The organism is Streptomyces noursei, from assembly GCF_016917755.1.
Taxonomy (GTDB): domain Bacteria; phylum Actinomycetota; class Actinomycetes; order Streptomycetales; family Streptomycetaceae; genus Streptomyces; species Streptomyces yunnanensis.
Map to the genome: position 1 here is coordinate 3,159,978 of NZ_CP070326.1, position 23,757 is coordinate 3,183,734.

24 protein-coding genes and 1 riboswitch are annotated in these 23,757 nt (G+C 73.6%); of the genes, 9 read left to right on the forward strand and 15 right to left on the reverse strand.

Annotation, left to right across the window (positions count from 1 at the left end; genetic code table 11):
* Window positions 1–148 precede the first annotated feature (148 nt).
* Window positions 149–261: riboswitch (TPP riboswitch) on the forward strand.
* From thiO to JNO44_RS13985, 3 genes are all read left to right on the forward strand, one after another.
* Window positions 259–1,476, forward strand: coding sequence for a glycine oxidase ThiO (thiO, locus tag JNO44_RS13975; protein WP_205364374.1), 1,218 nt, complete (start codon window positions 259–261; stop codon window positions 1,474–1,476). (Overlaps the previous riboswitch by 3 nt.)
* A gap of 56 nt (window positions 1,477–1,532) precedes the next feature.
* Window positions 1,533–1,733 carry a sulfur carrier protein ThiS gene (gene thiS / locus JNO44_RS13980; protein WP_205369781.1) on the forward strand — a complete coding sequence of 67 codons (201 nt, stop codon included), beginning with the start codon at window positions 1,533–1,535 and terminating at the stop codon, window positions 1,731–1,733.
* 9 nt (window positions 1,734–1,742) lie between these two features.
* On the forward strand, window positions 1,743–2,591 hold the full coding sequence (locus JNO44_RS13985; protein WP_073445139.1) for a thiazole synthase: 849 nt from the start codon (window positions 1,743–1,745) through the stop codon (window positions 2,589–2,591).
* On the opposite strand, the gene JNO44_RS13990 is transcribed toward JNO44_RS13985, so the two are convergent.
* Complete coding sequence (locus JNO44_RS13990) at window positions 2,588–3,016, reverse strand: MerR family transcriptional regulator (RefSeq protein WP_205364376.1); 429 nt, start codon at window positions 3,014–3,016, stop codon at window positions 2,588–2,590. The two genes, JNO44_RS13985 and JNO44_RS13990, sit on opposite strands and share 4 nt — an antisense overlap.
* Before the next feature lie 187 nt (window positions 3,017–3,203).
* On the opposite strand from JNO44_RS13990, the gene pknB reads away from it, so the two are divergent.
* Window positions 3,204–5,180, forward strand: coding sequence for a Stk1 family PASTA domain-containing Ser/Thr kinase (gene pknB, locus JNO44_RS13995; protein WP_205364378.1), 1,977 nt, complete (start codon window positions 3,204–3,206; stop codon window positions 5,178–5,180).
* Window positions 5,181–5,238: 58 nt separating this feature from the next.
* On the forward strand, window positions 5,239–6,138 hold the full coding sequence (locus JNO44_RS14000) for a deoxyribonuclease IV (RefSeq protein ID WP_073445141.1): 900 nt from the start codon (window positions 5,239–5,241) through the stop codon (window positions 6,136–6,138).
* A gap of 30 nt (window positions 6,139–6,168) precedes the next feature.
* Here the strand turns inward: JNO44_RS14000 and JNO44_RS14005 are convergent, their stop codons facing one another.
* Entirely contained in the window at window positions 6,169–6,789 is a 621-nt protein-coding gene (locus JNO44_RS14005) for a sulfite oxidase-like oxidoreductase (protein WP_067352541.1), read from the reverse strand.
* Between the two features lie 155 nt (window positions 6,790–6,944).
* Between JNO44_RS14005 and bfr the strand changes: the two genes are divergently transcribed.
* Complete coding sequence (bfr, locus tag JNO44_RS14010) at window positions 6,945–7,421, forward strand: bacterioferritin (protein ID WP_205364380.1); 477 nt, start codon at window positions 6,945–6,947, stop codon at window positions 7,419–7,421.
* 40 nt (window positions 7,422–7,461) lie between these two features.
* Here the strand turns inward: bfr and JNO44_RS14015 are convergent, their stop codons facing one another.
* Window positions 7,462–7,779: a (2Fe-2S)-binding protein gene (locus tag JNO44_RS14015; RefSeq protein WP_205364382.1), complete on the reverse strand. Its 318-nt coding sequence runs from the start codon at window positions 7,777–7,779 to the stop codon at window positions 7,462–7,464.
* A 155-nt stretch (window positions 7,780–7,934) separates the two neighbouring features.
* Complete coding sequence (locus JNO44_RS14020; RefSeq protein ID WP_039637319.1) at window positions 7,935–9,284, reverse strand: class II 3-deoxy-7-phosphoheptulonate synthase; 1,350 nt, start codon at window positions 9,282–9,284, stop codon at window positions 7,935–7,937.
* 258 nt (window positions 9,285–9,542) lie between these two features.
* Here JNO44_RS14020 and JNO44_RS14025 point away from each other — a divergent pair, with 258 nt between their 5' ends.
* Entirely contained in the window at window positions 9,543–11,510 is a 1,968-nt protein-coding gene (locus JNO44_RS14025) for an anthranilate synthase family protein (RefSeq protein WP_205364384.1), read from the forward strand.
* Here JNO44_RS14025 and JNO44_RS14030 read toward each other — a convergent pair.
* The 5 genes from JNO44_RS14030 to JNO44_RS14050 all read right to left on the reverse strand — a co-directional run bounded on the left by JNO44_RS14030 (window position 11,476) and on the right by JNO44_RS14050 (window position 16,599).
* Window positions 11,476–12,492, reverse strand: a complete 1,017-nt coding sequence (locus JNO44_RS14030; protein WP_205364386.1) for a 2-hydroxyacid dehydrogenase — start codon at window positions 12,490–12,492, stop codon at window positions 11,476–11,478. The two genes, JNO44_RS14025 and JNO44_RS14030, sit on opposite strands and share 35 nt — an antisense overlap.
* Before the next feature lie 160 nt (window positions 12,493–12,652).
* Window positions 12,653–13,681, reverse strand: coding sequence for a 6-phosphofructokinase (locus tag JNO44_RS14035; RefSeq protein ID WP_205364388.1), 1,029 nt, complete (start codon window positions 13,679–13,681; stop codon window positions 12,653–12,655).
* A 191-nt stretch (window positions 13,682–13,872) separates the two neighbouring features.
* Window positions 13,873–14,517 carry a response regulator gene (locus tag JNO44_RS14040; RefSeq protein WP_420882747.1) on the reverse strand — a complete coding sequence of 215 codons (645 nt, stop codon included), beginning with the start codon at window positions 14,515–14,517 and terminating at the stop codon, window positions 13,873–13,875.
* A gap of 23 nt (window positions 14,518–14,540) precedes the next feature.
* Window positions 14,541–15,752 (reverse strand): MacS family sensor histidine kinase, encoded by a 1,212-nt coding sequence (gene macS, locus JNO44_RS14045; RefSeq protein ID WP_205369783.1) that lies wholly within the window; start codon window positions 15,750–15,752, stop codon window positions 14,541–14,543.
* Window positions 15,753–15,897: 145 nt separating this feature from the next.
* Window positions 15,898–16,599, reverse strand: a complete 702-nt coding sequence (locus JNO44_RS14050) for a lysophospholipid acyltransferase family protein (protein ID WP_039637309.1) — start codon at window positions 16,597–16,599, stop codon at window positions 15,898–15,900.
* 281 nt (window positions 16,600–16,880) lie between these two features.
* On the opposite strand from JNO44_RS14050, the gene JNO44_RS14055 reads away from it, so the two are divergent.
* Window positions 16,881–17,678, forward strand: a complete 798-nt coding sequence (locus JNO44_RS14055; protein ID WP_205364391.1) for an alpha/beta hydrolase — start codon at window positions 16,881–16,883, stop codon at window positions 17,676–17,678.
* Window positions 17,665–18,213, forward strand: a complete 549-nt coding sequence (locus JNO44_RS14060) for a hypothetical protein (protein ID WP_205364392.1) — start codon at window positions 17,665–17,667, stop codon at window positions 18,211–18,213. Before JNO44_RS14055 ends, JNO44_RS14060 begins: the two co-directional genes overlap by 14 nt.
* Before the next feature lie 85 nt (window positions 18,214–18,298).
* Here the strand turns inward: JNO44_RS14060 and JNO44_RS14065 are convergent, their stop codons facing one another.
* From JNO44_RS14065 to JNO44_RS14090, 6 genes are all read right to left on the reverse strand, one after another.
* A complete protein-coding gene (locus tag JNO44_RS14065; RefSeq protein ID WP_235093107.1) occupies window positions 18,299–19,123 on the reverse strand; it encodes an endonuclease/exonuclease/phosphatase family protein in 825 nt (274 codons plus the stop codon).
* 5 nt (window positions 19,124–19,128) lie between these two features.
* Complete coding sequence (locus JNO44_RS14070) at window positions 19,129–20,070, reverse strand: ROK family glucokinase (protein ID WP_039637304.1); 942 nt, start codon at window positions 20,068–20,070, stop codon at window positions 19,129–19,131.
* 122 nt (window positions 20,071–20,192) lie between these two features.
* Window positions 20,193–20,666 carry a DUF5304 domain-containing protein gene (locus JNO44_RS14075; RefSeq protein WP_073445148.1) on the reverse strand — a complete coding sequence of 158 codons (474 nt, stop codon included), beginning with the start codon at window positions 20,664–20,666 and terminating at the stop codon, window positions 20,193–20,195.
* A 141-nt stretch (window positions 20,667–20,807) separates the two neighbouring features.
* Window positions 20,808–22,013: an ArsA family ATPase gene (locus JNO44_RS14080; RefSeq protein ID WP_205364393.1), complete on the reverse strand. Its 1,206-nt coding sequence runs from the start codon at window positions 22,011–22,013 to the stop codon at window positions 20,808–20,810.
* A 2-nt stretch (window positions 22,014–22,015) separates the two neighbouring features.
* Window positions 22,016–22,504 (reverse strand): SRPBCC family protein, encoded by a 489-nt coding sequence (locus JNO44_RS14085; RefSeq protein WP_205364394.1) that lies wholly within the window; start codon window positions 22,502–22,504, stop codon window positions 22,016–22,018.
* A 257-nt stretch (window positions 22,505–22,761) separates the two neighbouring features.
* Window positions 22,762–23,538, reverse strand: coding sequence for a metallophosphoesterase family protein (locus JNO44_RS14090; RefSeq protein ID WP_073445151.1), 777 nt, complete (start codon window positions 23,536–23,538; stop codon window positions 22,762–22,764).
* Between the last annotated feature and the right edge of the window lie 219 nt (window positions 23,539–23,757).

The following is a 23,757-nucleotide window of genomic DNA, read 5'->3' on the forward strand; positions in this document are numbered from 1 at the left end:
GGCCCGCAGCACCGCGCAAGGAGATCTCTGACACAGCGTCATGAGCCGTGGCGCCAGGGCACCGTCCGGAACCGCCGGCAGGTGTACGGGGCCGTGCCGCCAGGGCGCTCCCTTACGGCGCGTCGCGGCCCGTATTAGGGTGGCGGCTGCACGCACTCGCGGGAGCCCGGACGGACCGGGCTGAGAGGGAGGCTGGCCGGCCTCCGACCGTACGAACCTGATCCGGGTCATGCCGGCGAAGGGAGGGGCTGGACGCCCATGCATCCATTGCATCCATCCGCCACACCACCGCACCCCGACGTGCTGGTCGTCGGGGGCGGCATCATCGGGCTGGTCACCGCCTGGCGGGCGGCCGGCCGGGGGCTGCGGGTCGCGGTGGCGGACCCCGCGCCCGGCGGCGGCGCGGCGTACGTCGCGGCCGGCATGCTGGCCGCGGTCACCGAGCTGCACTACGGCGAGGAGACGCTGCTGGGGCTCAATCTGGCCTCGGCGCGCCGCTATCCGCGCTTCGCGCAGGAGCTGGAGGAGGCGAGCGGGCAGCGGATCGGCTACCAGCGGTGCGGCACGCTGGCCGTCGCGCTGGACGCCGACGACCGCGCCCATCTGCGGGAACTGCACGCCCTCCAGGTCCGGTCCGGGCTGGACTCCCAGTGGCTGACCGGACGCGAGTGCCGCCGGCTGGAGCCGATGCTCGCCCCCGGGGTGCGCGGCGGCCTCCGGGTGGACGGTGACCACCAGGTCGATCCGCGCCGGTTGACGGACGCCCTGCTGGCCGCCTGCGAGCGGGCCGGGGTGGTCTTCCACCGCACCTGGGCGGAGCGCCTGACGACCGCCGGCGGGCGCGCCTCGGGCGCGGAACTCGCCGACGGGACACGGCTGGCGGCCGGTCAGGTCGTACTGGCTGGGGGCAGCCGCAGCGGCCGGCTGGCCGGGGTGCCGGAGGCCGTGCTGCCACCGGTGCGCCCCGTCAAGGGGCAGGTGCTGCGGCTGCGGCTGCCGGACCCGCCGCCGGGCGGCCGGCCGTTCCTCTCCCGCACCGTACGGGCGGTGGTCCGCGGCAACCCCCTCTACCTGGTGCCCCGGGAGAGCGGTGAACTGGTCCTCGGTGCCACCAGCGAGGAGCTGGGCTGGGACACCACGGTCACCGCGGGCGGCGTCTACGAGCTGCTGCGGGACGCCCACGAGCTGGTCCCCGGCCTCACCGAGCTGCCGCTGACCGAGAGCCGCGCCGGGCTGCGCCCCGGCTCCCCGGACAACGCGCCGCTGCTCGGGCCGACCGAGCTGCCCGGCCTCCACCTGGCCACCGGCCACTTCCGCAACGGCGTCCTGCTGACGCCGGTCACCGGCGACGTGATGGCCGAGGTGCTGGCCACCGGGACCGTCCCGGAAGCGGCCCGCCCCTTCTCCCCCACGCGCTTCTCCCCCACCGCCCGGGGGGCCGAGCGCACCCGCGCCCCAGAGGAGCAGCCCGTATGAACGCCCCCGGTACCCCCGACGGCCCCGATGCCCCCGAGGGCCGCACCGGCCCCACGATGTACGTCTCCGTCAACGGGGAGGCCCGCCGGATCCCCGGCGGACTGACCCTCGACCGGCTGGTCGCCACGCTGTCCCAGGCACCGGCCGGGGTGGCCGCCGCGGTCAACGAGACCGTGGTGCCGCGCAGCCAGTGGCCCACCACCGCGCTCGGCGACGGCGACCGCGTCGAGGTGCTGACCGCCGTCCAGGGAGGCTGATCCGCCGACATGACCGACATCGCAGTCGAACGGGGCGCCACCCCCGCGGCGCCCGGCCCGGACCCCGCCGCCGACCCGCTCACCATCGCCGGGACCTCCTTCCGGTCCCGGCTCATCATGGGCACCGGCGGCGCGCCCAGCCTCGACGTCCTGGAGCGCGCGCTGCTGGCCTCCGGCACGGAGCTGACGACGGTCGCCATGCGGCGGCTGGACCCGACCGTGCAGGGCTCGGTGCTGTCCGTCCTGGAGCGGAACGGCATCCGGGTGCTGCCGAACACCGCGGGCTGCTTCACCGCGGGCGAGGCGGTGCTCACCGCCCGGCTCGCCCGGGAGGCGCTCGGCACGGACTGGGTCAAGCTGGAGGTCGTCGCCGACGAGCGGACCCTGCTGCCCGACCCGGTGGAGCTGCTGGACGCCGCCGAGATCCTGGTGGACGACGGTTTCACGGTGCTCCCGTACACCAACGACGACCCCGTGCTGGCCCGGAAGCTGGAGGACGTGGGCTGCGCGGCGATCATGCCGCTCGGCTCGCCGATCGGCTCCGGCCTCGGGATCCGCAATCCGCACAACTTCCAGCTGATCACCGAGCGCGCGGGCGTGCCGGTCGTCCTCGACGCGGGCGCCGGCACCGCCTCGGACGCCGCGCTCGCGATGGAGCTGGGCTGCGCGGCGGTGATGCTGGCGTCGGCGGTGACCCGCGCGCAGGAGCCGGAGCTGATGGCCGCGGCGATGCGGCACGCGGTGGCGGCGGGCCGGCTGGCCCACCGGGCGGGCCGGATCCCGCGCCGCCACTTCGCGCTGGCGTCCTCGCCCACCGAGGGCGTCCCGGAGCTGGACCCGGAGCGGCCGGCGTTCTAGGCCGCGGGGCGGCCGGCGGGCCCGGGTCGGTCCGCCGCCGCCCCGACCAGGTCGGCGAACTCCGGCGGGGCGGCGGTGATCACCTCGTCCAGCAGGCTCCGGGAGGCCAGCAGGGCGTCGATGGAGTCGGTGAGCCGTGCGCGCTCCCGGTGGAGCTCGCCGACCAGCTGCGGACAGGTCGGCACCAGGCGGCCGTCGTCGTCGCGCAGACAGGGCAGCACCTGCGCGATGGTCGCGGTGTTCAGCCCGGAGGTCAGCAGCGTGCGGATGCGGCGGACCTGGGCGACGTCGGCCTCCTCGTAGACGCGGTAGCCAGCCGTGGTCCGCTCGGGGCTGAGCAGCCCCTGCTCCTCGTAGTAGCGCAGCAGCCGCTCGGTGGTACCGGTCCGCCGGGCCAGCTCACCGATCATCAGCAGCGTCGTCATGAGGTCCCCCTTCTGGTGCGGTGTGCCGCGTGACGCACCCTTGGGGAGCGACCACGGCCGGGACCGGATTATTCCGTGCCCGGGGCGCCGGTCCGCCGGCCGCCCCGTGTCACGGTTCCGCTGCGGTAGCCCAGGAGAGTGGCCGGGGCGCCCGGCGTGTCGGCGCGGGCTCGTAGACTCGTCTGCCGTGGATACGACGCTGCAGGACCCGCTCGTGGGCCAGCTGCTCGACGGTCGCTATCGCGTCGAGGGGCGCATCGCCGCCGGGGGCATGGCCACCGTCTACCGGGCCATGGACACCCGGCTGGACCGTGTGCTGGCGCTGAAGGTGATGCACCCCAGCCTGGCCGTGGACGGGGCGTTCGTCGACCGCTTCATCCGGGAGGCCAAGTCCGTCGCCCGGCTCTCGCACCCCAACGTGGTCGGCGTCTTCGACCAGGGCACCGACGGCACCTACGTCTATCTGGCCATGGAGTACGTCGCCGGCTGCACGCTGCGCGACGTGCTGCGCGAGCGGGGCGCCCTGCAGCCGCGGGCCGCCCTGGACATCCTGGAGCCGATCCTGGCCGCGCTGGGGGCCGCGCACCGCGCCGGCCTGGTGCACCGCGACATGAAGCCGGAGAACGTCCTGATCGGCGACGACGGCCGGGTCAAGGTCGCCGACTTCGGCCTGGTGCGCGCGGTGGACACGCACACCACCGCGTCCACCGGCTCGGTCCTGGGCACGGTCTCCTACCTCGCCCCCGAGCAGATGGAGCACGGCACCGCGGACGCCCGGGTCGACGTCTACGCCTGCGGTGTGGTGCTCTACGAGATGCTCACCGGCGGCAAGCCGCACACCGGCGGCACCGCGGCGCAGATCCTCTACAGCCATCTGCACGACGACATCACCCCGCCCTCCGAGCTGGTGCCGGGCCTGGCGCCGGAGCTGGACGAGCTGGTCGCGGCGGCCACCGCCCGGGCCCCGCAGCAGCGCCCGCAGGACGCGGTGGCGCTGCTCGCCCGGGCCCGCGCGGTCCGCGCGCGGCTGACCGAAGCACAGCTGGACGTCGTCCCGCCGCAGGCCAGGGAGGCGTCCGCGGACGACGAGCGGACGGACGTGATCCCGCGTCCGGCCGGCACCCAGCTCGCGCTGCCCGTCGAGGGCGAGGCGGAGCTGAACCGCACCAGCCGGCTGGAGATGCCGCCGGCGGGCGCCGCACCCGAGGACGGCCGGACCACCCGGCTGCGGCCGGCACCGCCGGCGCACGGCGCGCCCCCGGCCGGGGGGCGGCTCCGGCAGCGGCGGATCCTCACCCTCGTGGCGGCCGTGCTGCTGGTCCTGGGCATCGGCACCGGCGTCTGGTACATCAACGTCGGCCAGTTCACCCACGTCCCGGCGGTGCTGGACATGACGCAGGCCAAGGCGCAGCAGGCGCTGCACGACGAGGGGCTGCGGGTGAAGGTCGAGCGCGGCTTCAGCCCCAACGTCCAGCGCGACCACGTGATGGCGACGAAGCCGGAGACGGGCCAGCGGATCCGCGGCAACGGCACCGTCATCCTGGTCGTCTCCCGTGGCCCGGAGAAGGTCACCATCCCCGACCTGGCCGGCACCCCGCTCGCGGACGCCCGGCGCAAGCTGCGCGACCTGGGCCTGGTGCCGGGCACCGAGACCCGGGCGTTCAGCGACGAGGTCGCCAAGGGTTCGGTGATCCGTACGGACCCGGCACCGGGCAGCACCCGGCGGCCGGACACCGCGGTGGCGCTCACCGTCAGCCGGGGCGCGCCGGTGGACGTGCCGAACGTGGTCGGCAAGGGACGCCAGGACGCCGCGGCGGCGCTGCAGCAGGCCGGCTTCCGGGTGCAGTTCGCCGATCAGCCGGTCTTCGCGCCGCAGGACAAGGACACCGTGGCCCGGCAGTCGCCCGGCGCCGGCGGCACCCTGGGCAAGGGCGAGACGGTCACCCTGACGCTCTCCAAGGGCCCGGAGATGGTCGCCGTGCCGGACGTCGGCGGGATGAACACCGCGGACGCCACCAAGGCGCTGACCGACCTCGGCTTCAAGGTCTCGGTGGACCGGCCGTTCCTGTTCCCGCAGGACAGCGTCGCGTCCCAGTCGGTCGCGGCCGGCGAGCAGGCGCCCAAGGGCAGCACGATCACGATCCGGCTCAAGGGCGCGCTGTAGGAACCGGCTGGCCCGGGTGGCCCGCGGACGGCCGCGGGGCACCTGGCACCCTGGGAGGGTGAGTACTCCCCTGTCCCCCGAGGGCGCCGCCCTGCGCGCCCGCGCACGCAATCCGGTCGGCGGCCATGTGCCGGTGGCCGGCGGCCTGGCCAAGGTGGGCCTGTCGTACGCCCGGCAGCTCGGCTGCGAGGTCGTCCAGGTCTTCGTCGCCAATCCGCGCGGCTGGGCGACGCCGCCCGGCAACCCCGAGCAGGACGCGGCGTTCCGCGAGCGCTGCGCCCAGGACGACATCCCGGCGTATGTGCATGCGCCGTACCTGATCAACTTCGGGTCGCACACCCCGGCGACGGTCGAGAAGTCCGTGGCGTCGCTGCGCCACTCGCTGCGCCGCGGCCGGGAGATCGGCGCGCTCGGGGTGGTCGTGCACACCGGCTCGGCGACCGGCGGACGCCCGCGGGAGACGGCACTGGCGCAGGTCAGGGAGCAGGTCCGGCCGCTGCTGGACGAGCTGACGCGGGACGACGACCCCTGGCTGCTGCTGGAGCCCACGGCCGGCCAGGGCTCCTCGCTGTGCGCGCTGGCGGAGGACCTGGGCCCGTACTTCGACGCGTTGGACCGGCATCCGCGGCTCGGGGTCTGCCTGGACACCTGTCACGCGTTCGCGGCTGGGCACGACATGGCGGCGCCGGGCGGGACGAAGGCGCTGCTGGACGAGTTGGTGGAGGTCACCGGCGAGGGCCGGCTGAAACTGATCCACGCCAATGACTCCAAGGACGTGGTCGGCGCGCACAAGGACCGGCACGCGAACATCGGCGCCGGCCACATCGGCGCGGAGCCGTTCGCCGAGCTGTTCGCGCATCCCGCGACCGACGGCGTGCCGTTGGTGATCGAGACCCCGGGCGGCGAGGAGGGCCACGCCGCGGACGTGGCGCGGCTGAAGGAACTGCGGCTGCCCTGAACCCGGCACGGGGCCGGGCGGGCCGGGCCCTCAGAGCTCCGGGCCCTCGCCCGGCTCCTCCTGGTAGGAGTAGCGCTGCTCGCGCCAGGGGTCGCCGAGGTTGTGGTAGCCGCGCTCCTCCCAGAAGCCGCGGCGGTCGGCCGTCATGTACTCGATGCCGCGGACCCACTTGGGGCCCTTCCAGGCGTAGAGGTGCGGCACGATCAGCCGGACCGGGAAGCCGTGTTCGGCGGTGAGCAGTTCGCCGGAGCGGTGGGTGGCGAACAGGCAGTCCTGCGCGCCGAAGTCGGTGAGCCGGAGGTTGGAGCTGAAGCCGTACTCAGCCCACACCATCACATGGGTGGCCTCGGGCGCGGGGGGCGCCAGCTCCAGGATCGTGCGGGTCAGCACCCCGCCCCATTCGGCGCCCAGCATGCTGAACTTGGTGACGCAGTGCATGTCGGCGACGACGGTGGTGTACGGAAGGGCCGTGAACTCCTCGTGGGTCCAGCAGTGCTTGGCGCCGTCGGCGGTGGCGCCGAAGACCCGGAACTCCCAGCGCTCGGGCCGGAACTTCGGGACCGGTCCGTAGTGCGTCACCGGCCAGCCCCTCTGGAGCCGCTGTCCCGGAGGCAGCACAGGCTCCTCGTCGCGACTTTCCGGCTGGCCCATGCCCCCATGGTGTCAGACCGTGCGGGGTGCCGATGACCAGGGCGGGATGGAATCGGGCAACTCGTACTAAGTGTGAACTTACTGGACGGCTCGCTCCGGGCGGTGCAAGGATGCGCGGCACTTGCCCAGAACTCGCGTGAAAGGGGCCCGCAGCCATGCAGGGCGACCCCGAGGTCATCGAATTCCTCAACGAGCAGTTGACCGCGGAGCTGACCGCGATCAACCAGTACTTCCTGCACGCGAAGATGCAGGAGAACTTCGGCTGGTACAAGCTCGCCAAGTACACCCGCGCCGAGTCCTTCGACGAGATGAAGCACGCGGAGACGCTGACCGACCGCATCCTCTTCCTCGAAGAGTTGCCGAACTACCAGCGGCTGTTCCACGTCCGGGTCGGCCAGACCGTCACCGAGATGTTCCAGGCCGACCGGCAGATCGAGGTGGAGGCGATCGACCGACTCAAGCGCGGCATCGAGGTCATGCGCGCCAAGGGGGACGTCACCTCGGCCAACATCTTCGAGGACATCCTGGCCGACGAGGAGCACCACATCGACTACCTCGACACCCAGCTGGAGCTGGTCGAGAAGCTCGGGGAGGCGCTCTACCTCGCCCAGGTGATCGAGCAGCCGAGCTGACGGCCCGGCGCGATGCACCTCGACGGGGCGCCCCAGGGGGCTACGCGGCCGCCCGGAGGCCCGCGGGCGCCGGTGCGGCCACCTCCGCGGCCAGCGGCCCGGAAGGCGCGGCCGGCACCTCGGACGCCGGACTCCCCGGCTCGGACTCCGACCGCAGCGCGTCGGGGGCGCCGCTGTCGATCAGCTCGCGACGGGGGCACGCACCGCGGCCCAGCAGCGCCTGGATGCGCCGGACGCAGCTGCCGCAGTCGGTGCCGGCCTTGCACGCGGAGGCGACCTGACGGGGCGTGCAGGCGCCCCGGTCCGCGTGCTCGCGGACCTGCTGCTCGGTGATGCCGAAGCAGGAGCAGACGTACACGCGGGTTCACCTCCGTAAGGGCACCTCGGACGATCCCGGCGATCGGCAGTGAGGTAACCCTTACCTTACCCGTGACGGCGGGCGCGCAACAATGCGCGGCAACGCAGTGGGGCGCGGATCACAGGATCCGCGCCCCACACGTTGTTCGGCAACCGTCACTGGTCGCGGTACATCTCCGCCACCAGGAAGGCCAGGTCCAGCGACTGGCTGCGGTTGAGCCGCGGGTCGCAGGCCGTCTCGTAGCGCTGGTGCAGGTCGTCGACGAAGATCTCGTCGCCGCCGCCCACGCACTCGGTGACGTCGTCACCGGTCAGCTCGACGTGGATGCCGCCCGGGTGCGTGCCGAGGGCCTTGTGGACCTCGAAGAAGCCCTTGACCTCGTCCAGCACGTCGTCGAAGCGACGGGTCTTGTGACCCGAGGCCGCCTCGAAGGTGTTGCCGTGCATCGGGTCGCAGATCCACACGACCTGCGCGCCGGAGGCGGTGACCTTCTCCACCAGGTCGGGCAGCTTCTCGCGGATCTTGTCCGCGCCCATCCTGGTGATGAAGGTCAGGCGGCCCGGCTCGCGGTCCGGGTCGAGCCGGTCGATCAGGGTGAGCGCGTCCTCCACGGTGGACGTGGGGCCGAGCTTGACACCGATCGGGTTGCGGACCCGGGAGGCGAACTCGATGTGTGCGCCGTCCAGTTGACGGGTGCGCTCGCCGATCCAGACCATGTGGCCCGAGACGTCGTAGAGGTTCCCGGTGCGGGAGTCCACGCGGGTCAGCGCCGACTCGTAGTCCAGGATCAGCGCCTCGTGCGAGGAGTAGAACTCCACGGTCCGGAACTCCTCCGGGTCCACCCCGCAGGCGTTCATGAAGTTCAGCGCCCGGTCGATCTCGCGCGCCAGCGCCTCGTACCGCTGGCCGGAGGGCGAGGACTTCACGAAGTCCTGGTTCCAGGCGTGCACCTGGCGCAGGTCGGCGTAGCCGCCGGTGGTGAAGGCGCGGACGAGGTTCAGCGTCGCCGCGGAGGCGTGGTACATCCGCTTGAGCCGCTGCGGGTCCGGGATGCGGGCCGCCTCGGTGAACTCGAAGCCGTTGACGGAGTCGCCGCGGTAGGTCGGCAGGGTCACCCCGTCACGGGTCTCGGTCGGCTTGGAGCGCGGCTTGCTGTACTGGCCGGCGATCCGACCGACCTTGACCACCGGGACGGACCCGGCGTAGGTCAGCACGGCGCCCATCTGGAGGAGCGTCTTGAGCTTGTTGCGGATGTGCTCGGCGGAGACGGCGTCGAACGCCTCCGCGCAGTCGCCGCCCTGAAGCAGGAACGCCTCACCTCGGGCGACCGCGCCCAGGCGCTCGCGCAGCTGGTCGCACTCGCCCGCGAAGACGAGCGGCGGATAGGACTCGAGCTCCGCGATCACATCGCGCAGAGCCTCTTGGTCCGGCCAGTCAGGCTGCTGCGCCGCGGGCAGGTCTCGCCAGGTGTTGCCACCGGCGTGGGATTCAGCGTTCACGGTCACACCCCCACATTACGGGGTCCGGCAGCCGTGTCCGTCCGCCATCCGGACTGTGAGACGCCGCGTGGCCGACGATCCGGTAGGGTGCCGGCCATGCAGACGCGACCGACCATGAACATGGACTGGTGGTGGACCGCCCAGCCGGCGGCCCACTGATTCGCGTACGCATCCCACAGACCGCGAAGGCCGCCCGAGGGGCGGCCTTCGGTGTTCCCACGGCCGTTCCCTCCGCACCGGAAGCTCTCCCGGAAGGAACCGCCCATGCACCTCGCGCCCCAGACCCCACCCGACGCCGCCGCGCTGGTCCAGCGGCTGCTCGACCCCGCCTGCCCGCCGTTCGCCCTGCTCCGCCGCCGCGCCCCCGGCCGGGACGGGGACACCGTCGAGGTGCTGATCGGCGAGGTGACCGAGGTCGAGCGGCTGGCCGACATCCCGCTCGGCGAGGGCGTGCCGGACGCGCCGGTCACCGACGCGCTGGCCCTGGTCCCGTTCCGGCAGATCCGCGAGCGCGGCTTCCGGGCGCACGACGACGGCACCCCGCTGGCCGTGCTGCGCCCGGCCGAGTGCCACGAGCTGCCGCTGGACGCGCTGCTGACGGCGCTCCCGGCGCACGACGTCCGGGTGGACGACGGGGCCTTCGACGTCACCGACGCGGCCTACGCGGAGATCGTCGAACGGGTGGTGCGGGAGGAGATCGGCACCGGCGAGGGCGCCAACTTCGTCATCCGCCGGACCTTCGAGGGCACGATCCCCGACTTCTCGGCGGCCGACGCGCTGGCGCTGTTCCGACGGCTGCTGGCCGGCGAGCGCGGGGCGTACTGGACCTTCGTGGTGCACCGGCCCGGCGTGCGCACGCTGGTCGGCGCCAGCCCGGAGGTGCACGTCCGGGCCACCGGCGGCACCGTCGTGATGAACCCGATCAGCGGGACCTACCGCTACCCGGCCGAGGGCCCCACCGCGGAGGGCCTGCTGGCGTTCCTCGGCGACCGCAAGGAGGTCGAGGAACTGTCGATGGTGGTCGACGAGGAACTGAAGATGATGTGCACCGTCGGCGACCAGGGCGGGGTGGTCGTCGGGCCGCGGCTCAAGGAGATGGCGCACCTCGCGCACACCGAGTACGAGCTGCGCGGCCGCTCCACCCTGGACGTGCGGGACGTCCTCAAGGAGACGATGTTCGCGGCGACGGTCACCGGGTCGCCGGTGCAGAACGCCTGCCGGGTGATCGAGCGGCACGAGCCGGTCGGCCCGGACGGCCGCGGGCGGGGCTACTACGCCGGCGCGCTGGCGCTGATCGGCCGGGACGCGACCGGGGCGCAGACGCTGGACTCCCCGATCCTGATCCGCACCGCGGACATCGACGGCGGGGATGCGCGGGGGCGGCTGCGGGTGCCGGTCGGCGCCACCCTGGTCCGCGCCTCCGACCCGGCCGGCGAGGTCGCCGAGACGCACGCCAAGGCGGCCGGCGTGCTCACCGCGCTGGGGGTCCGGCCAGCGTCCGTGCGGGCCGCGGCCGGGCCGGCGCCGCGACTGGCCGACGACCCGCGGGTGCGGGCCGCGCTGGACGCCCGCCGGGCCGACCTGGCGCCGTTCTGGCTGCGGATGCAGACCACCGCCGGGGACGGCGCGCCGTCGACCGGGCTGCGCGGCCACGCCCTGGTGGTCGACGCCGAGGACACCTTCACCGCGATGCTGGCGCACCTGCTGCGCACCTCGGGGCTGACGGTGGCGGTCCGCCGCTACGACGAGCCGGGGCTGCGCGCGGCGGCCCTGGCGCACCAGGGTCCTGTGGTGCTGGGCCCGGGGCCGGGCAACCCGTCCGACATCGCCGACCCCAAGATGCGGTTCCTGCGGTCCCTCACCTCCGACCTGGTGGCAGGTCACCGGCATGGCCTGCTCGGGGTCTGCCTCGGCCACGAACTGCTCGCCGCGGAGCTGGGGTTGGAGATCGTCCGCAAGGAGGTCCCGTTCCAGGGCGCGCAGGAGCGGATCGACTTCTTCGGGCGGCCCGAGACGGTGGGCTTCTACAACACCTTCACGGCCCGCTGCGACGACCGGACGGCGGCCGAACTGGCCATGCACCGCATCGAGTTGAGCCGGGACGAGGCCACCGGTGAGGTGCACGCGCTGCGCGGCCCGGGCTTCGCGGGCGTGCAGTTCCACCCCGAGTCGGTGCTGACCCTGGACGGCGCGGCGGTCACCGCACAGCTGCTGGCAGCTGTCCTCGTGTGACCAGCAGGTGTGCGCTGGTGCGGCCGGCCAGATGGTCCTCCACGTTGGCCACGGTGGTCCGGATGATCTGGCCGACCGCCTCCTCGGTGAAGTACGCCTGGTGCGAGGTGACCAGCACGTTCGCGAAGGTCATCAGCCGGGCCAGGGTGTCGTCGCCGACCACGTCCAGGGACTTGTCGTAGAAGAACAGCCCGGCCTCCTCCTCGTAGACGTCCAGGCCGACGCCGGTGAGCCGGCGGGCCTTGAGCGTCTCGACCAGGGCCGCGGTGTCGATCAGCCCGCCGCGGCTGGAGTTGACCAGGATCGCGTCGTCCTTCATGGCGGCCAGCGCGGCGGCGTCGACCAGGTGCCGGGTGTCCTCGGTCAGCGGGACGTGCAGGCTGATCAGGTCCGCCTCGGCGAACAGCCGCTCCCGGGGGACGTAGTGCATGCCCAGCGCCGCGCACTCCGGGTTCTCGACGAGGTCCCACCCCAGCAGCTGCATCCCGAAGCCGTGGGCGATCCGGGCGAAGGCGGTGCCGATCTTGCCGGTGCCGAGCACCCCGGCCGTCCGGCCGTGCAGATCGCGGCCCATCAGGCCGTCCAGCCGGAAGTCGAAGTTGCGGGTGCGGTTGGCGGCCGGCACCAGCCGCCGGTTCACCGCCAGCGCCAGCAGCCACGCGAACTCCGCGACCGCGTACGGGGAGTACGCGGAGACCCGGCCGATGGTCATGGCCAGATCGGCCGCGGCCTCCAGGTCGATGTTGTTGAAGCCGGTGGAGCGCTGGGCGACCATCTTGGTGCCGCCGGCCGCGAGGGTCTGCAGCACCTCGGCGCTCAGGTCGTCGTTGGCGCTGGTGGAGACGACCTCGTAGCCGTGCGCGATGGGGGCGGTGTCGCGGTCGAGGAAGACGTCCAGGCAACGCACCTGGTGGCGGCCCGCGAACGCCTGCTCCAGGATCGGCCGCTCGTCCGCCTGCACGCCGAATGCGACGATCTCCACGTTCTCCTCCGGTTCTCCCCCGCCGGCGGCGGCGCCACGCGGAGGCAATGGGCCGGATATGTCGCGTCATGGCGAATATACGACCCATCGCCCGGCGGTGCCGCCCGGGGCGCGGACGGCGGCGCTCGGCCGGAGGACGGCGGCCGGAGAACGGCGGAGGTCAGCCGAAGAAGACGCCGACCTCGGCGTAGAGCGCCGGATCGACGGTCTTCAGCTTGGCGGTCGCCTCCGACAGCGGTACCCGCACGATGTCGGTGCCGCGCAGCGCGACCATCGTGCCGTAGTCGGCATCCCGCACCGCGTCGATGGCGTGCAGCCCGAAGCGGGTGGCCAGCCAGCGGTCGAAGGCGCTGGGGGTGCCGCCGCGCTGGGTGTGGCCCAGGACGGTGGTCCGGGCCTCCTTGCCGGTGCGCGCCTCGACCTCCTTGGCCAGCCACTCGCCGACACCGGACAGCCGGACGTGCCCGAAGGAATCGGTGCTGCCGTCCTTGAGCACCATGTCGCCGTCCTTGGGCATGGCGCCCTCGGCCACCACCACGATCGGCGCGTAGCTTGCCTTGAAGCGGGACTCGATCCAGCGGCAGACCTCGTCGACGTCGAAGCGCTGCTCGGGGATGAGGATGACGTTGGCGCCGCCGGCCAGGCCGGAGTGCAGCGCGATCCAGCCGGCGTGCCGGCCCATCACCTCGACGACCAGCACCCGCATATGGGATTCGGCGGTGGTGTGCAGCCGGTCGATGGCCTCGGTGGCGACCCCGACCGCGGTGTCGAAGCCGAAGGTGTAGTCCGTGGCCGACAGGTCGTTGTCGATGGTCTTGGGCACACCGACGCAGGGGACGCCGTGCTCCGTGAAGAGCCGGGAGGCGACGCCGAGGGTGTCCTCGCCGCCGATTGCGATCAGCGCCTCGACCTCGTGCTTGGCGAGCGTCTCCTTGATCCGGCGGACCCCGTCCTCCTCTTTGAAGGGGTTGGTCCGCGACGAGCCGAGGATGGTGCCGCCGCGGGGCAGGATGCCGCGCACCGCCGGGATGTCCAGCCGCATGCTGCGGCCCTCCAACGGTCCGCGCCAGCCGTCCCGGAACCCGACGAAGTCGTATCCGTACTCCTGGGTGCCCTTGCGGACGATGCCCCTGATCACCGCGTTCAGACCCGGGCAGTCGCCGCCGCCGGTCAGTACTCCGACCCGCATCGCTTCACCTTCATCCCGTCCGTGGCCGCCGTACGGCCGTCCGTGAGCGTAACGCCGGTCACGCTAATGGTGACCTGGGTCACTCCGGGATGGTGTGTGCGTCGATCCCCGTCAATTGCACGGGAGTTGACACAAGGTGTTCACCCTTACGAGCGCAGGCGCGCGGCCCGTGCAGGGGGACGGCGGGCGCCTCAGACGCCGTCGAGGCCGCGCTCTATCGCGTACCGCACCAGCTCGACGCGGTTGTGCAACTGGAGCTTGCCGAGGGTGTTCTGGACGTGGTTCTGCACCGTGCGGTGCGAGATGACCAGCCGCTCGGCGATCTGCTTGTACGAGAGCCCCTTGGCGACCAGGCGCAGCACCTCGGTCTCCCGCTCCGTCAGCCGGGGGGCGTCCGCTTCGTCGGCGGCCGCGGGGGACGGCTCCGTCGCCAGCCGGCGGTACTCGCCGAGGACCAGGCCGGCCAGGCCCGGGGTGAACACCGGGTCGCCGACGGCGGTGCGGCGGACCGCGTCCAACAGTTCCTCGGTGCTGGCCGACTTCAGCAGATAGCCGGTGGCGCCGGACTTCACCGCCTCCAGGACGTCGGCGTGCTCGCCGCTGGCGGAGAGCACCAGCACCCGCAGCGACGGATTGCCGCCGACCAGCTCCTTGCACACCCGGACACCGGGCAGCCCCGGCAGATTGAGGTCCAGGACCAGCACGTCGGGCGCCGTCGCCTGGGCCCGGCGCACCGCCTGGAGGCCGTCCCCGGCCGTCGCCACCACGTCGAACCCGGCCTCCGCCAGGTCGCGGGCGACCGCGTCCCGCCACATCGGGTGGTCGTCGACCACCATGACCCGCAGGCCCGTCTCGTCACTCACGCGCGCGCTCTCCCCCGTCGTCCGCCCTCGGGCGCGATGCCCTTGGGAACCTTCAACTCCACTTCCGTGCCCTGGCCGGGGACCGAGAGCCACTCGGCACTGCCGCCCAGCTCCCGCAGCCGGCCGCGGATCGACAGCGCCACCCCGAGGCGGCCCTCGCGCTCGGCCGCGGCGAGCCGGCCCTCGGGAATGCCGGGCCCCTCGTCGCGCACCGTGACGAGCACCGCGTCCGGTTCGTCCTCCACCAGGATCCACGCGCGGGCGTCGGCCCCCACGTGCACCCGTACATTGTCCAGCGCGGCACTGACAGCGGCGGCCAGCTCCACCGCGGCGGCGGCCGGCAACTCGACCGGTGAGCCCGGGCCGGAGAGCGTCACCCCGGCCCCGGCGTCCGGGGCGAGCAGCACCATCAGGTCGCAGGGGCCGGCCGGCAGCGGGCCGGGGTCCGCCGGGCGGGCCGCGGCCGCGGCGTCCTGGGGGACGTCCAGCACCGTCCGCTGCCGGGGCACCAGCCCGCCAGCGACCAGGGTGCGCAGCGCCACCTCCTGCTCGCCCGCCATCCGGCCCAGCTCGGCCGCCTCGCCGCCGAGCGCGGCACCGCGCCGCTGCACCATGGCGAGCACCTGGAGCACGCCGTCGTGGATGTCGCGGGCCAGCCGCTCCCGCTCGCGGGTGGCGGCCTCGATCTGGAGGGCGTGGGCCAGGGTGCGCTCACTGGCCCGGGCCACCTCGACGACATAGCCGATGGCGACGCTGGCCACCCACACCAGCACCACGTTGTGGACGGTGTCCCGGGCCAGCTCCTGGCGCTCGACGAGGTTGACCACGGCCACGATGCTGGAGGCCACCGCGGCCCATCGCCAGCCGCCCTTGATGGCGAAGCCCAGGACGGCCCCCGCCGTCCAGATGGACGGCAGCGTCGGGGCGCCGCCCATGATCCGGGCGTGGGTGTCGATCACGGACGTCAGCAGGATGCCGCCGACCGCGAAGCCGAGGTCGGCGAGCAGGAACTGCCGGGTGCAGCGCTCAGCGGACGTCGTACGGCGCCAGGTCAGCGCCGTCCAGAGGGTGAGCGCGGCCATGTAGGCGGCGGCGCCCAGCGGGTGCGCGTAGCGCGGATAGGCGACCGCGGACAGGCCCAGCACATAGACCAGGGTCAGGATGCGGTAGCCGGTGAGCGCCCGCCACAGCGGCAGTTCGACGGACATCCGCAGCGCCTTCCGGCCCCCGCCGGGTGCCGCGCCCCGGCCGCCCTTCACCTCGCCGCCCTTGGCCCGGACGTCCTCTATGTCGGCATCCTTCATGCGGGCAACCCCCACCCCTCACCGGGGCCGCACCGCCCCGGCCTTCGCCTTAAGCCTTCTTCTGCGCCTCCGCGGCCTTGGCCGCCTCGGCGATCTGCCGCTTGGCAGCGGTCGCGTAGATGTCGACGTACTCCTGGCCCGAGAGCTTCATGATCTCGTACATCACCTCGTCGGTGATCGAGCGCAGGATGTAGCGGTCGCCCTCCATGCCCTGATAGCGGCTGAAGTCCAGCGGCTTGCCGATCCGGATGCCGGGCCGGACCATCTTCGGCAGGACCTTGCCGGGCGGCTGCACCTTCTCGGTGTCGATCATCGCCACCGGGATGACCGGCGCCCCGGTGGCCAGCGCCACCCGCGCCAGGCCGCCCGGCTTGCCGCGGTAGAGCCGCCCGTCCGGGGAGCGGGTGCCCTCCGGGTAGATGCCGAACAACTCGCCGCGCTCCAGCACCTCGATCCCGCTCTTGATCGCCGCCTCGCCCGCGCCGCGCGCGCCCGAACGGTCCACCGGGAGCTGCCCGACGCCCTTGAAGAACGCGGCGGTCAACTTCCCCTTGACCCCCGGGGAGGTGAAGTACTCGGCCTTGGCGATGAAGGTGACCTTGCGGTCCAGAACCGCGGGCAGGAAGAACGAGTCCGAGAAGGACAGGTGGTTGCTCGCGAGGATCGCCGGACCCTCGGCGGGAACGTTCTCGATGCCTTCCACCCAGGGACGGAACGCGAGCCTGAGCGGACCGCCGATGGAAAACTTCATTGCGCCGTAGATCAACCGACTGCCTCCTGTGTCTGACGCAATGACCTTAACCCCCTCACGGCACGCCCGGGGGCCGCGGCGGTCCGCGAGAGCGCGCGCGGGTCCCGTCCGCGGGCGTCCGCGCCCCCGCGCGGGTCCCCCGACCCGCCCCCGTGCAGGCCCCAGCTCCACCGGAGCGGCTGTCGCCACACCCCCTGGTAGGGCCACGGCCCTACCCCGCCGCGGTCACTCCGCGTACCCTTAAGTAACCCGCGAGTCCCCTCACCGATCGGAGTTCCCCGGTGCCGCTCCTCCCCGGAGCCGAGCCGTTCCGCCGCGACGGCGGAGAGGTCGGCGTCCTCGTCTGCCACGGCTTCACCGGCTCCCCGCAGTCCATCCGCCCCTGGGCCGAGTACCTCGCCGACCGGGGGCTGAGCGTCAGCGCGCCGCTGCTGCCCGGCCACGGCACACGGTGGGAGGACATGCAGCTCACCACCTGGCAGGACTGGTACGCCGAGGTCGACCGGGAGCTGCGCGCGCTGACCGAGCGCTGCACCAAGGTCTTCGTCTGCGGACTGTCCATGGGCGGCGCGCTGGCGCTGCGACTGGCCGCCCGGCACGGCGACGCGATCAGCGGCGTGGCCGTGGTCAACCCGGGCAACAAGGTCCACGACGCGGCGGCGCCGCTGCTGCCCGTCCTGCGCCATGTCGTCCGCACGACCAAGGGGATCGCGAGCGACATCGCCAAGCCCGGTGCGGTGGAGGTCGGTTACGACCGGGTGCCGCTGCACGCCGCGCACTCGCTGCGGCGGTTCTTCGCGCTGGTCGACTCCGAACTCCCGCGCGTCACCCAGCCGTTGCTGGTGCTGACCAGCCGCCAGGACCACGTCGTCCCGCCCGTCGACTCCGAGCGCATCCTCAGCCGGGTCTCCTCCGACGACGTCCGGCACGAGGTGTTGGAGCGCAGCTACCACGTCGCCACGCTCGACCACGACGCGGAGCGGATCTTCCGGGACACCTACTCCTTCATCACCCGACTCGCCCCCGAGGCCCGGCCGGACGCGGTCCAGGAGGGCACGGCGGCCAGTGGCGGAGCATAGCCCCCGCGACCCCCGGGACCCACTCGACGAGGAGGCCGCGTGGGCCGAGATCGTCGCGGGTTACGGCGAGCGGCCGGAGTTCCCGGGCACCGGGGAGCGACCGGAGCGCACCGCGCCGGCGGACGAGGACGCCCCGGAATCCCCCGCCCCGCGCCCCGCCGACGGCACGCCCGGCGGGGACTCCCCGTCGCGCCCCGGCAGCTTCGTGGTCTACGCCCCCGGCGTGGGCCCGCGCGACTGGACCCCCGAGAAGTCCTCCGACGACGACTTCGACGAGACCGACGAGGGCCACTTCACCCCGCCCGAGCCGCCGCCGCTGCCGCAGGCCGACACCACCACCAAGTTCACCTGGATCGCGGTCCTCGGCGGCCCGCTGCTGCTGCTCGGCATGGTCGTCTTCCAGCAGCCGCTCACCTGGTGGGCCGCGGTGCTGGGCATCGGCGGCTTCCTGGGCGGCCTGGCCACCCTCTTCGCCCGGATGGCCAACGACCGGGACGACGACGATGACATGCCGGGCGGCGGGGCGGTGGTCTAGGTCGTGTCCGACGGGTCGGAAGGGTCCTGGTCCCCGTCCGGCGGGAAGGCCGCCGGCCGGTCCTGAAGCCGAGGACCGGCCGGGGTCAGCCGCCGGCCGGCACCCGTAGCGCGGCCAGCACCGGCAGGTGGTCCGAGGCGGCCAGCAGGTCGGCCGTGCGCAGGCCCGGCAGATCGCGCGGCACCCCGCACCCCAGTACCTCGACGCCGTCGGTGGTGAACACCGCGTCGATCCGCTGCCGCGGCCGGTGCGGCGTGGAGGTGTGCTCCCCGCCCCACGGCTCGGCCGCCCAACCGTCCCTGAGCAGCCCCGCGATCCGCCGGAAGCTCCGCCCGTCCGGCCGGTCGTTGAGGTCGCCGCCGACCACCGTGTGCGGGACGCCCAGCCCGGCGACCCGCTCCAGCAGCAGCCCGGCCTGGCCGTACCGCTCCCGCGCATCGAGGCTGAGGTGGCAGCTGACGGCCCCGAGCCGGGCCCCGGCGAAGCGGAGCACGGCGGTGGCCAGGCCGCGCTGGTGCAGGCCGGGGGTGCGGGGCAGCAGGACGTCCTCGGTGCGCTCCACGTGGGCGCGGAGGTGGGCGAGGATCATCGGCCCCGCGGTGCTGGCGCCGCCGGTGACGTACACCAGGCCGCTGGCCCGGGCGAGGCGCTCGGCGGCCTTGCGCCAGCGGAAGAAGCGCGGCGCCTCCTGGACCAGCACGAGATCGGGGGCGCAGGCCCGGATGACCCGGGCCAGCGCCGCCTGATCGTCGCGCATCGAGCGGATGTTGTAGCTGAGCACCCGGACGACCGCGGAGCCGTCCGCCTCGGTGGCGGAGGCCGGGAGTCCGGCGACGGGGGCCGTCGCGTCGGTGCCGGGGGCGGGATCCGTCCCGCCGGACGCGGTCCGTCCGGGGTGCTCGGCCGCCATCCGCGTCAGCCCTGGCGCGCCAGGTCGGCGGCGCCGACCAGTCCGGCCTTGCCGCCGAGTTGGGCGGCGAGCACCTGGGCGTGCGGACGGTACTGGTTGCCGACCAGCCAGCGGCGGAAGGACTTGCGGATCGGTTCGAGGACCAGCTCGCCCTCGTCCGAGACCCCGCCGCCGACGATGAAGGCGGACGGGTCGAAGAGCGAGGCCAGGTCGGCGAGGCCGGCGCCGGCCCAACGGGCCAGTTCGCGGAACGAGTCGATGGCGACCGGGTCGCCCTGGCGGGCGGCGGCACTGATGTGCTTGCCCTCGATGCCCTCGGGGGTGCCGTCGCCGAGCGCGAGCAGCGCCGTGGCGGCCTCCGGCGTGGCGAAGGCGCGCTGCCGGGCGTAGCGCAGCAGGGCCCGGCCGGAGGCGTACTGCTCCCAGCAGCCCTGGCTGCCGCAGCCGCACAGCAGGCCGTCGGGGACGACCCGGATGTGGCCGAACTCGGCGGCGACACCGAACCGGCCGCGGCGCAGCTTGTTGCCGATGATGATGCCGCCGCCCAGGCCGGTGCCGAGGGTGATGCAGATGACGTCGCTGTGGCCCTGGCCGGCGCCGAAGCGGTACTCGCCCCAGGCCGCGGCGTTGGCGTCGTTCTCGACGACGACGGGGAGGCCGACGCGCTGCTCGACCTTGTCCTTGAGCGGCTCGTGGCGCCAGTCGATGTTCGGGGCGAACAGGACGGTGGCCCGCTTCTCGTCGACGTAGCCGGCGGCGCCGATGCCGACGGCCTCGACGTGGTGGCCGGCACCGACCGTGCGGATGGCGTCCGCGATGGCCTCGGTCAGCGCGTCGGTGGCCTGCGGGGTCGGAACCTTGCACGTCTCAAGGATCGAACCCTCTTCGTCGACCACGCCGGCCGCGATCTTCGTGCCGCCGATGTCGACGCCGATGGTGAGTCCCATGTGTCCCTCAGTTTTCGCTCGAACCCCGCCGTGAACCACCGTACCGGAGGCAGGGGGGGCTTCCCCGCCGGTCAGGGCCGCTGAGGCCGGGGATCTCCCACCCGTCGGGGCGGTGGGCGGCGTCAGTCGAGGTCGATGCGCTCGGTGCCGGCGGGGCCGTCGTCGCGCGGATCGGTGGCCTGGCCCTCGGGGCGGTCGTCGGCGGTCTCGCCGCGGGTCCAGCGGCCTTCGCTGCCGGTCACCGCCGAGCGGTAGGCGGCGAGGAGTTCGGAGCCGGCCGCGGCGAGGTGGTCGAAGACGTCGGGGTTGCGCTCGATGACCGGCTCGACGGCGGCCTTGGCCTGCCGCAGCAGCCCGCCCACCGCGCTGCTGGCGGCCATTCCGCCGAGCGCGCCGGGCAGCTGGATGGCGGCGAGCTTGTCGGTCACCGCCTCGGCGAGCCGGCGGAACTCCTCGGCGGCGCTGCCCGGCTGGGGGCCGTACTCGTCCCGGCGGCGGGCCTGTTCCGCGGCGAGGTCCTCGGCGCAGGCCGTCTCCCAGGCGTCGGCTTCCGGCTCGGCGCGGTGGTCGGCGGGGCGCTCGGTGGCATCACTCATGACGGACTCCGTGGACTCCTGCAGGCGGTACGGACGGGACGGTGCCGTGGGGCACTGTCGTTAAGGCACGTAGGCCGCCGTCGTGCGCGCGGCAGCACGGCGAGGGCGTGTTACGACGTTACCCGAACGGGGGTGCCGGATTCAGTCGCTCGGCGCGGTCCGCGGCCACAGTCCCGGGTCCGGGGTGAAGCGGATCTCCAGGGCGCCGTCGCGCAGAGCCGCGCCGGAGACGGTGCAGCGGCGCAGCGCCGAGGGCAGCGTCCGGATCCGGCGGAAGCGGCCGACGGTCACCACGATCTCGTCACCGCGGCGCACCAGGCCGAGGCCGTCCCGCTCGGCGCCCGGCAGCGGCACCCGCCAGACGAGGATGCCCTCGATCGCCAGCCGGTCCTCGACGGTCCAGGGGTCGGCGGCCGGCGGCGGAGGGGGCACGGCGCCGGTCGGCCCGTCGATCAACTCGTCGAGCTCCGCCACGCCCTGGGGGTCGCGGCCCAGGTGGGGCACCTCGTGGACGGGGACGTCGGGGAACTCCTCGCGCAGCGCCTTCAGGGCGGTCTGCTGGCTGCCGGAGAGGCCGGCGAGGAAGGGGTCGGCGGAGCCGGTGGGCAGCAGCCGGTTGACCAGGACGCCGTCGGTGCGGCGGCCGTGCAGCGCGAGGCCGGCGCGGAGCGTGCGCAGGGTGGCGTTGGCGACCGGGCCGGCGTCGGTGACCAGCCGCACGGAGGTGCCGGGGGCGTCCACCACCCGCTGGACGGCGGCGAGTTCGCTCTCCCAGCGCTCGGCGGCCTCGTACAGCTTCTGGGCCGGCATGGGGACGCCGGCGAGCTGGGCGAGGACCGGGCGCAGCGCGCGGGCCGCCTGGCGTTCGGGCGGCAGCAGGCGGCGGAGGTAGCGGCGGACCTGCGCGGGCAGCGCCAGCAGCCGGATCGTTTCGGCCGCCGGCGGCATGTCGACGACCAGCAGGTCCCAGGCGTCCGAGGCGTGCTCGGCGCGCAGAGCGTGCAGCAGCGCGAAGGACTCGGAGCCGGGGAGCTCGGTGAGCTCGTCCTCGTCGAGCGGGGCCGCACCGAGCAGGTCGAGGGCGGCGCCGGCGCGCTCCTGGAAGGCGAGGAACTCCTGGCGGAACCGGTCCGCGGGGTCGATCCGGCGGGCGTACAGGCCGGGGGCCGAGGCTATCGGCGCGGGTTCGGCGACGCCGGGGCGGGTGCCGAGGACCGCCTCCGGGGCGCTGCTCTGGGTGGTGAGCAGAAGGGTCCGCGCGCCCTGTCGGGCACCGGCCAGGGCGGTCGCGGCGGCGAGCGTGGTGCGGCCCGCGCCGCCGGGGCCGGTGACGAGGACGGTCCGCACGCTCAGTGCTTCTCGGCCTCGTCGGCGGCGGTCGCGGCACCGGAAGCCGCGGAGCCGCTCTCGACCCGCTTCTTCAGTCCGGCCAGCGCCCGGTCGATGATGACCTTCTCGGCCTTGCGCTTGATCATCCCGAGCATCGGGATCTTGACGTCGACGGTGAGCTGGTAGGTGACCTCGGTGCGGGTGCCGCCCTCCAGGGCGGTGAGCCGGTAGGAGCCGTCGAGGACCCGCAGCATCTGCGACTTGACGAGCGACCAGCTGACCTCGTTCTCCCCGGTCCAGGCGTAGGCGAGGGTGTGGTCGTCCTTGATCGCGCCGGCGTCCAGGACCAGGCGCACCTTCTCCGCGCGGCCCCGGTCGTCGGTGGCCAGGATCTCGGCCTCCTTGACCTCCCCGGTCCACTCCGGGTAGCGGTCGAAGTCGGCGATCACTCCCATCACCTCGGCCGGTGCCGCCTCGATCGTGATGTTCGAGCTGGTGTGTTCGGCCATCGCCCTGACTCCTCCATGCCGATTCGTGCCGGTCCGTCGACTTTTCCCCGAGCTCCCGGCTCCGCCCCCGAGCTCCCGGCCGCTCCCCCCGGCTTCGACTGCGCGCGAGCAGGGGGCCGGTGAGCCGAGGGACCCCCAGTGAGCCGGGGAGACCCCGTTACGCGGTGTCTCTGCTGCTGAAGGCTACCGCGCGGCGGAACCCGGACCGACACCAGCGGGCCGGTCGCCGCGGCCCGGCCGCGCCGCCGCCGTCGGCCTCACCACTCCAGCACGTAGGGCCGGCCGGTCGCGTTGAAGTGCCCGACATTGACGCATTCCGTACCGCCGATCCGGACCCGGTGGACGAGCGGCTGGTGGACGTGACCGAACAGGGCGTAGCGCGGCCGGGTGGTGCGGATGGCGTGCAACAGGGCCGCGCTGCCGCGTTCGAAGCGGCGGGCGACGGTGTCGTAGCAGAGCTCGGGGACGTCCGGCGGGATGTGGCTGCACAACACGTCCACGTCGCCGATCGCCTCGACCTTGGCGACGTACTCCTCGTCGCTGATCTCGTACGGCGTCCTCATCGGCGAGGTCAGGCCGCCGCCGACGAAGCCGAAGACCCGGCCGCCGATCTCCACGCGCTCCCCGTCGAGGACGGTGGTGCCGGGCCCGGCGTACTCGGACCACAGACGCGGTATGTCGACGTTGCCGTAGGTGGCGTAGGTGGGGGTGGGGAACGCGGCGAAGAGGTCGGCGTACTGGCGGCGGACGGCGGCCTCGATGACCGCCTCCCGGCCGGCGCCGCTGCGGTCCAGCTCGGCCCAGAGCCGGCGGCCGAGCTCCCGGGCCTCGTCGAAGCGGCGGGCGGTGCGCAGTTCGACCAGGGCGTCGGCGTTGGCGACGCCGAAGAGGTCGGGGAAGATCCCGCGCGAGTGGTCCGCGTAATCGAGGAAGAGGACCAGGTCGCCGAGGCAGACCAGGGCGTCGGCCCCGTCCCCGGCCGCCGCCAGGTCCCGGCTGTTCCCATGGACGTCACTGACCACATGCACGCGCATGGGGTCACCCTAGATCGCCGGGCGGCGGGGGGAAGGCGGAGGGCGGGCCCTTGGTTACTTTCGGGTCACCACGGGGCTGGTCTAGTCTGCGCGGTGCAGTCCCCATGGCGTGTCCCCAGCATGTGACGCATCGAACATCTGGCCGTAACCCCCTATCCCAAAAGCAATACCGATGGGTAACGTCCGGGCCGTCCAATCCCCCGCATGATCATGGACCGC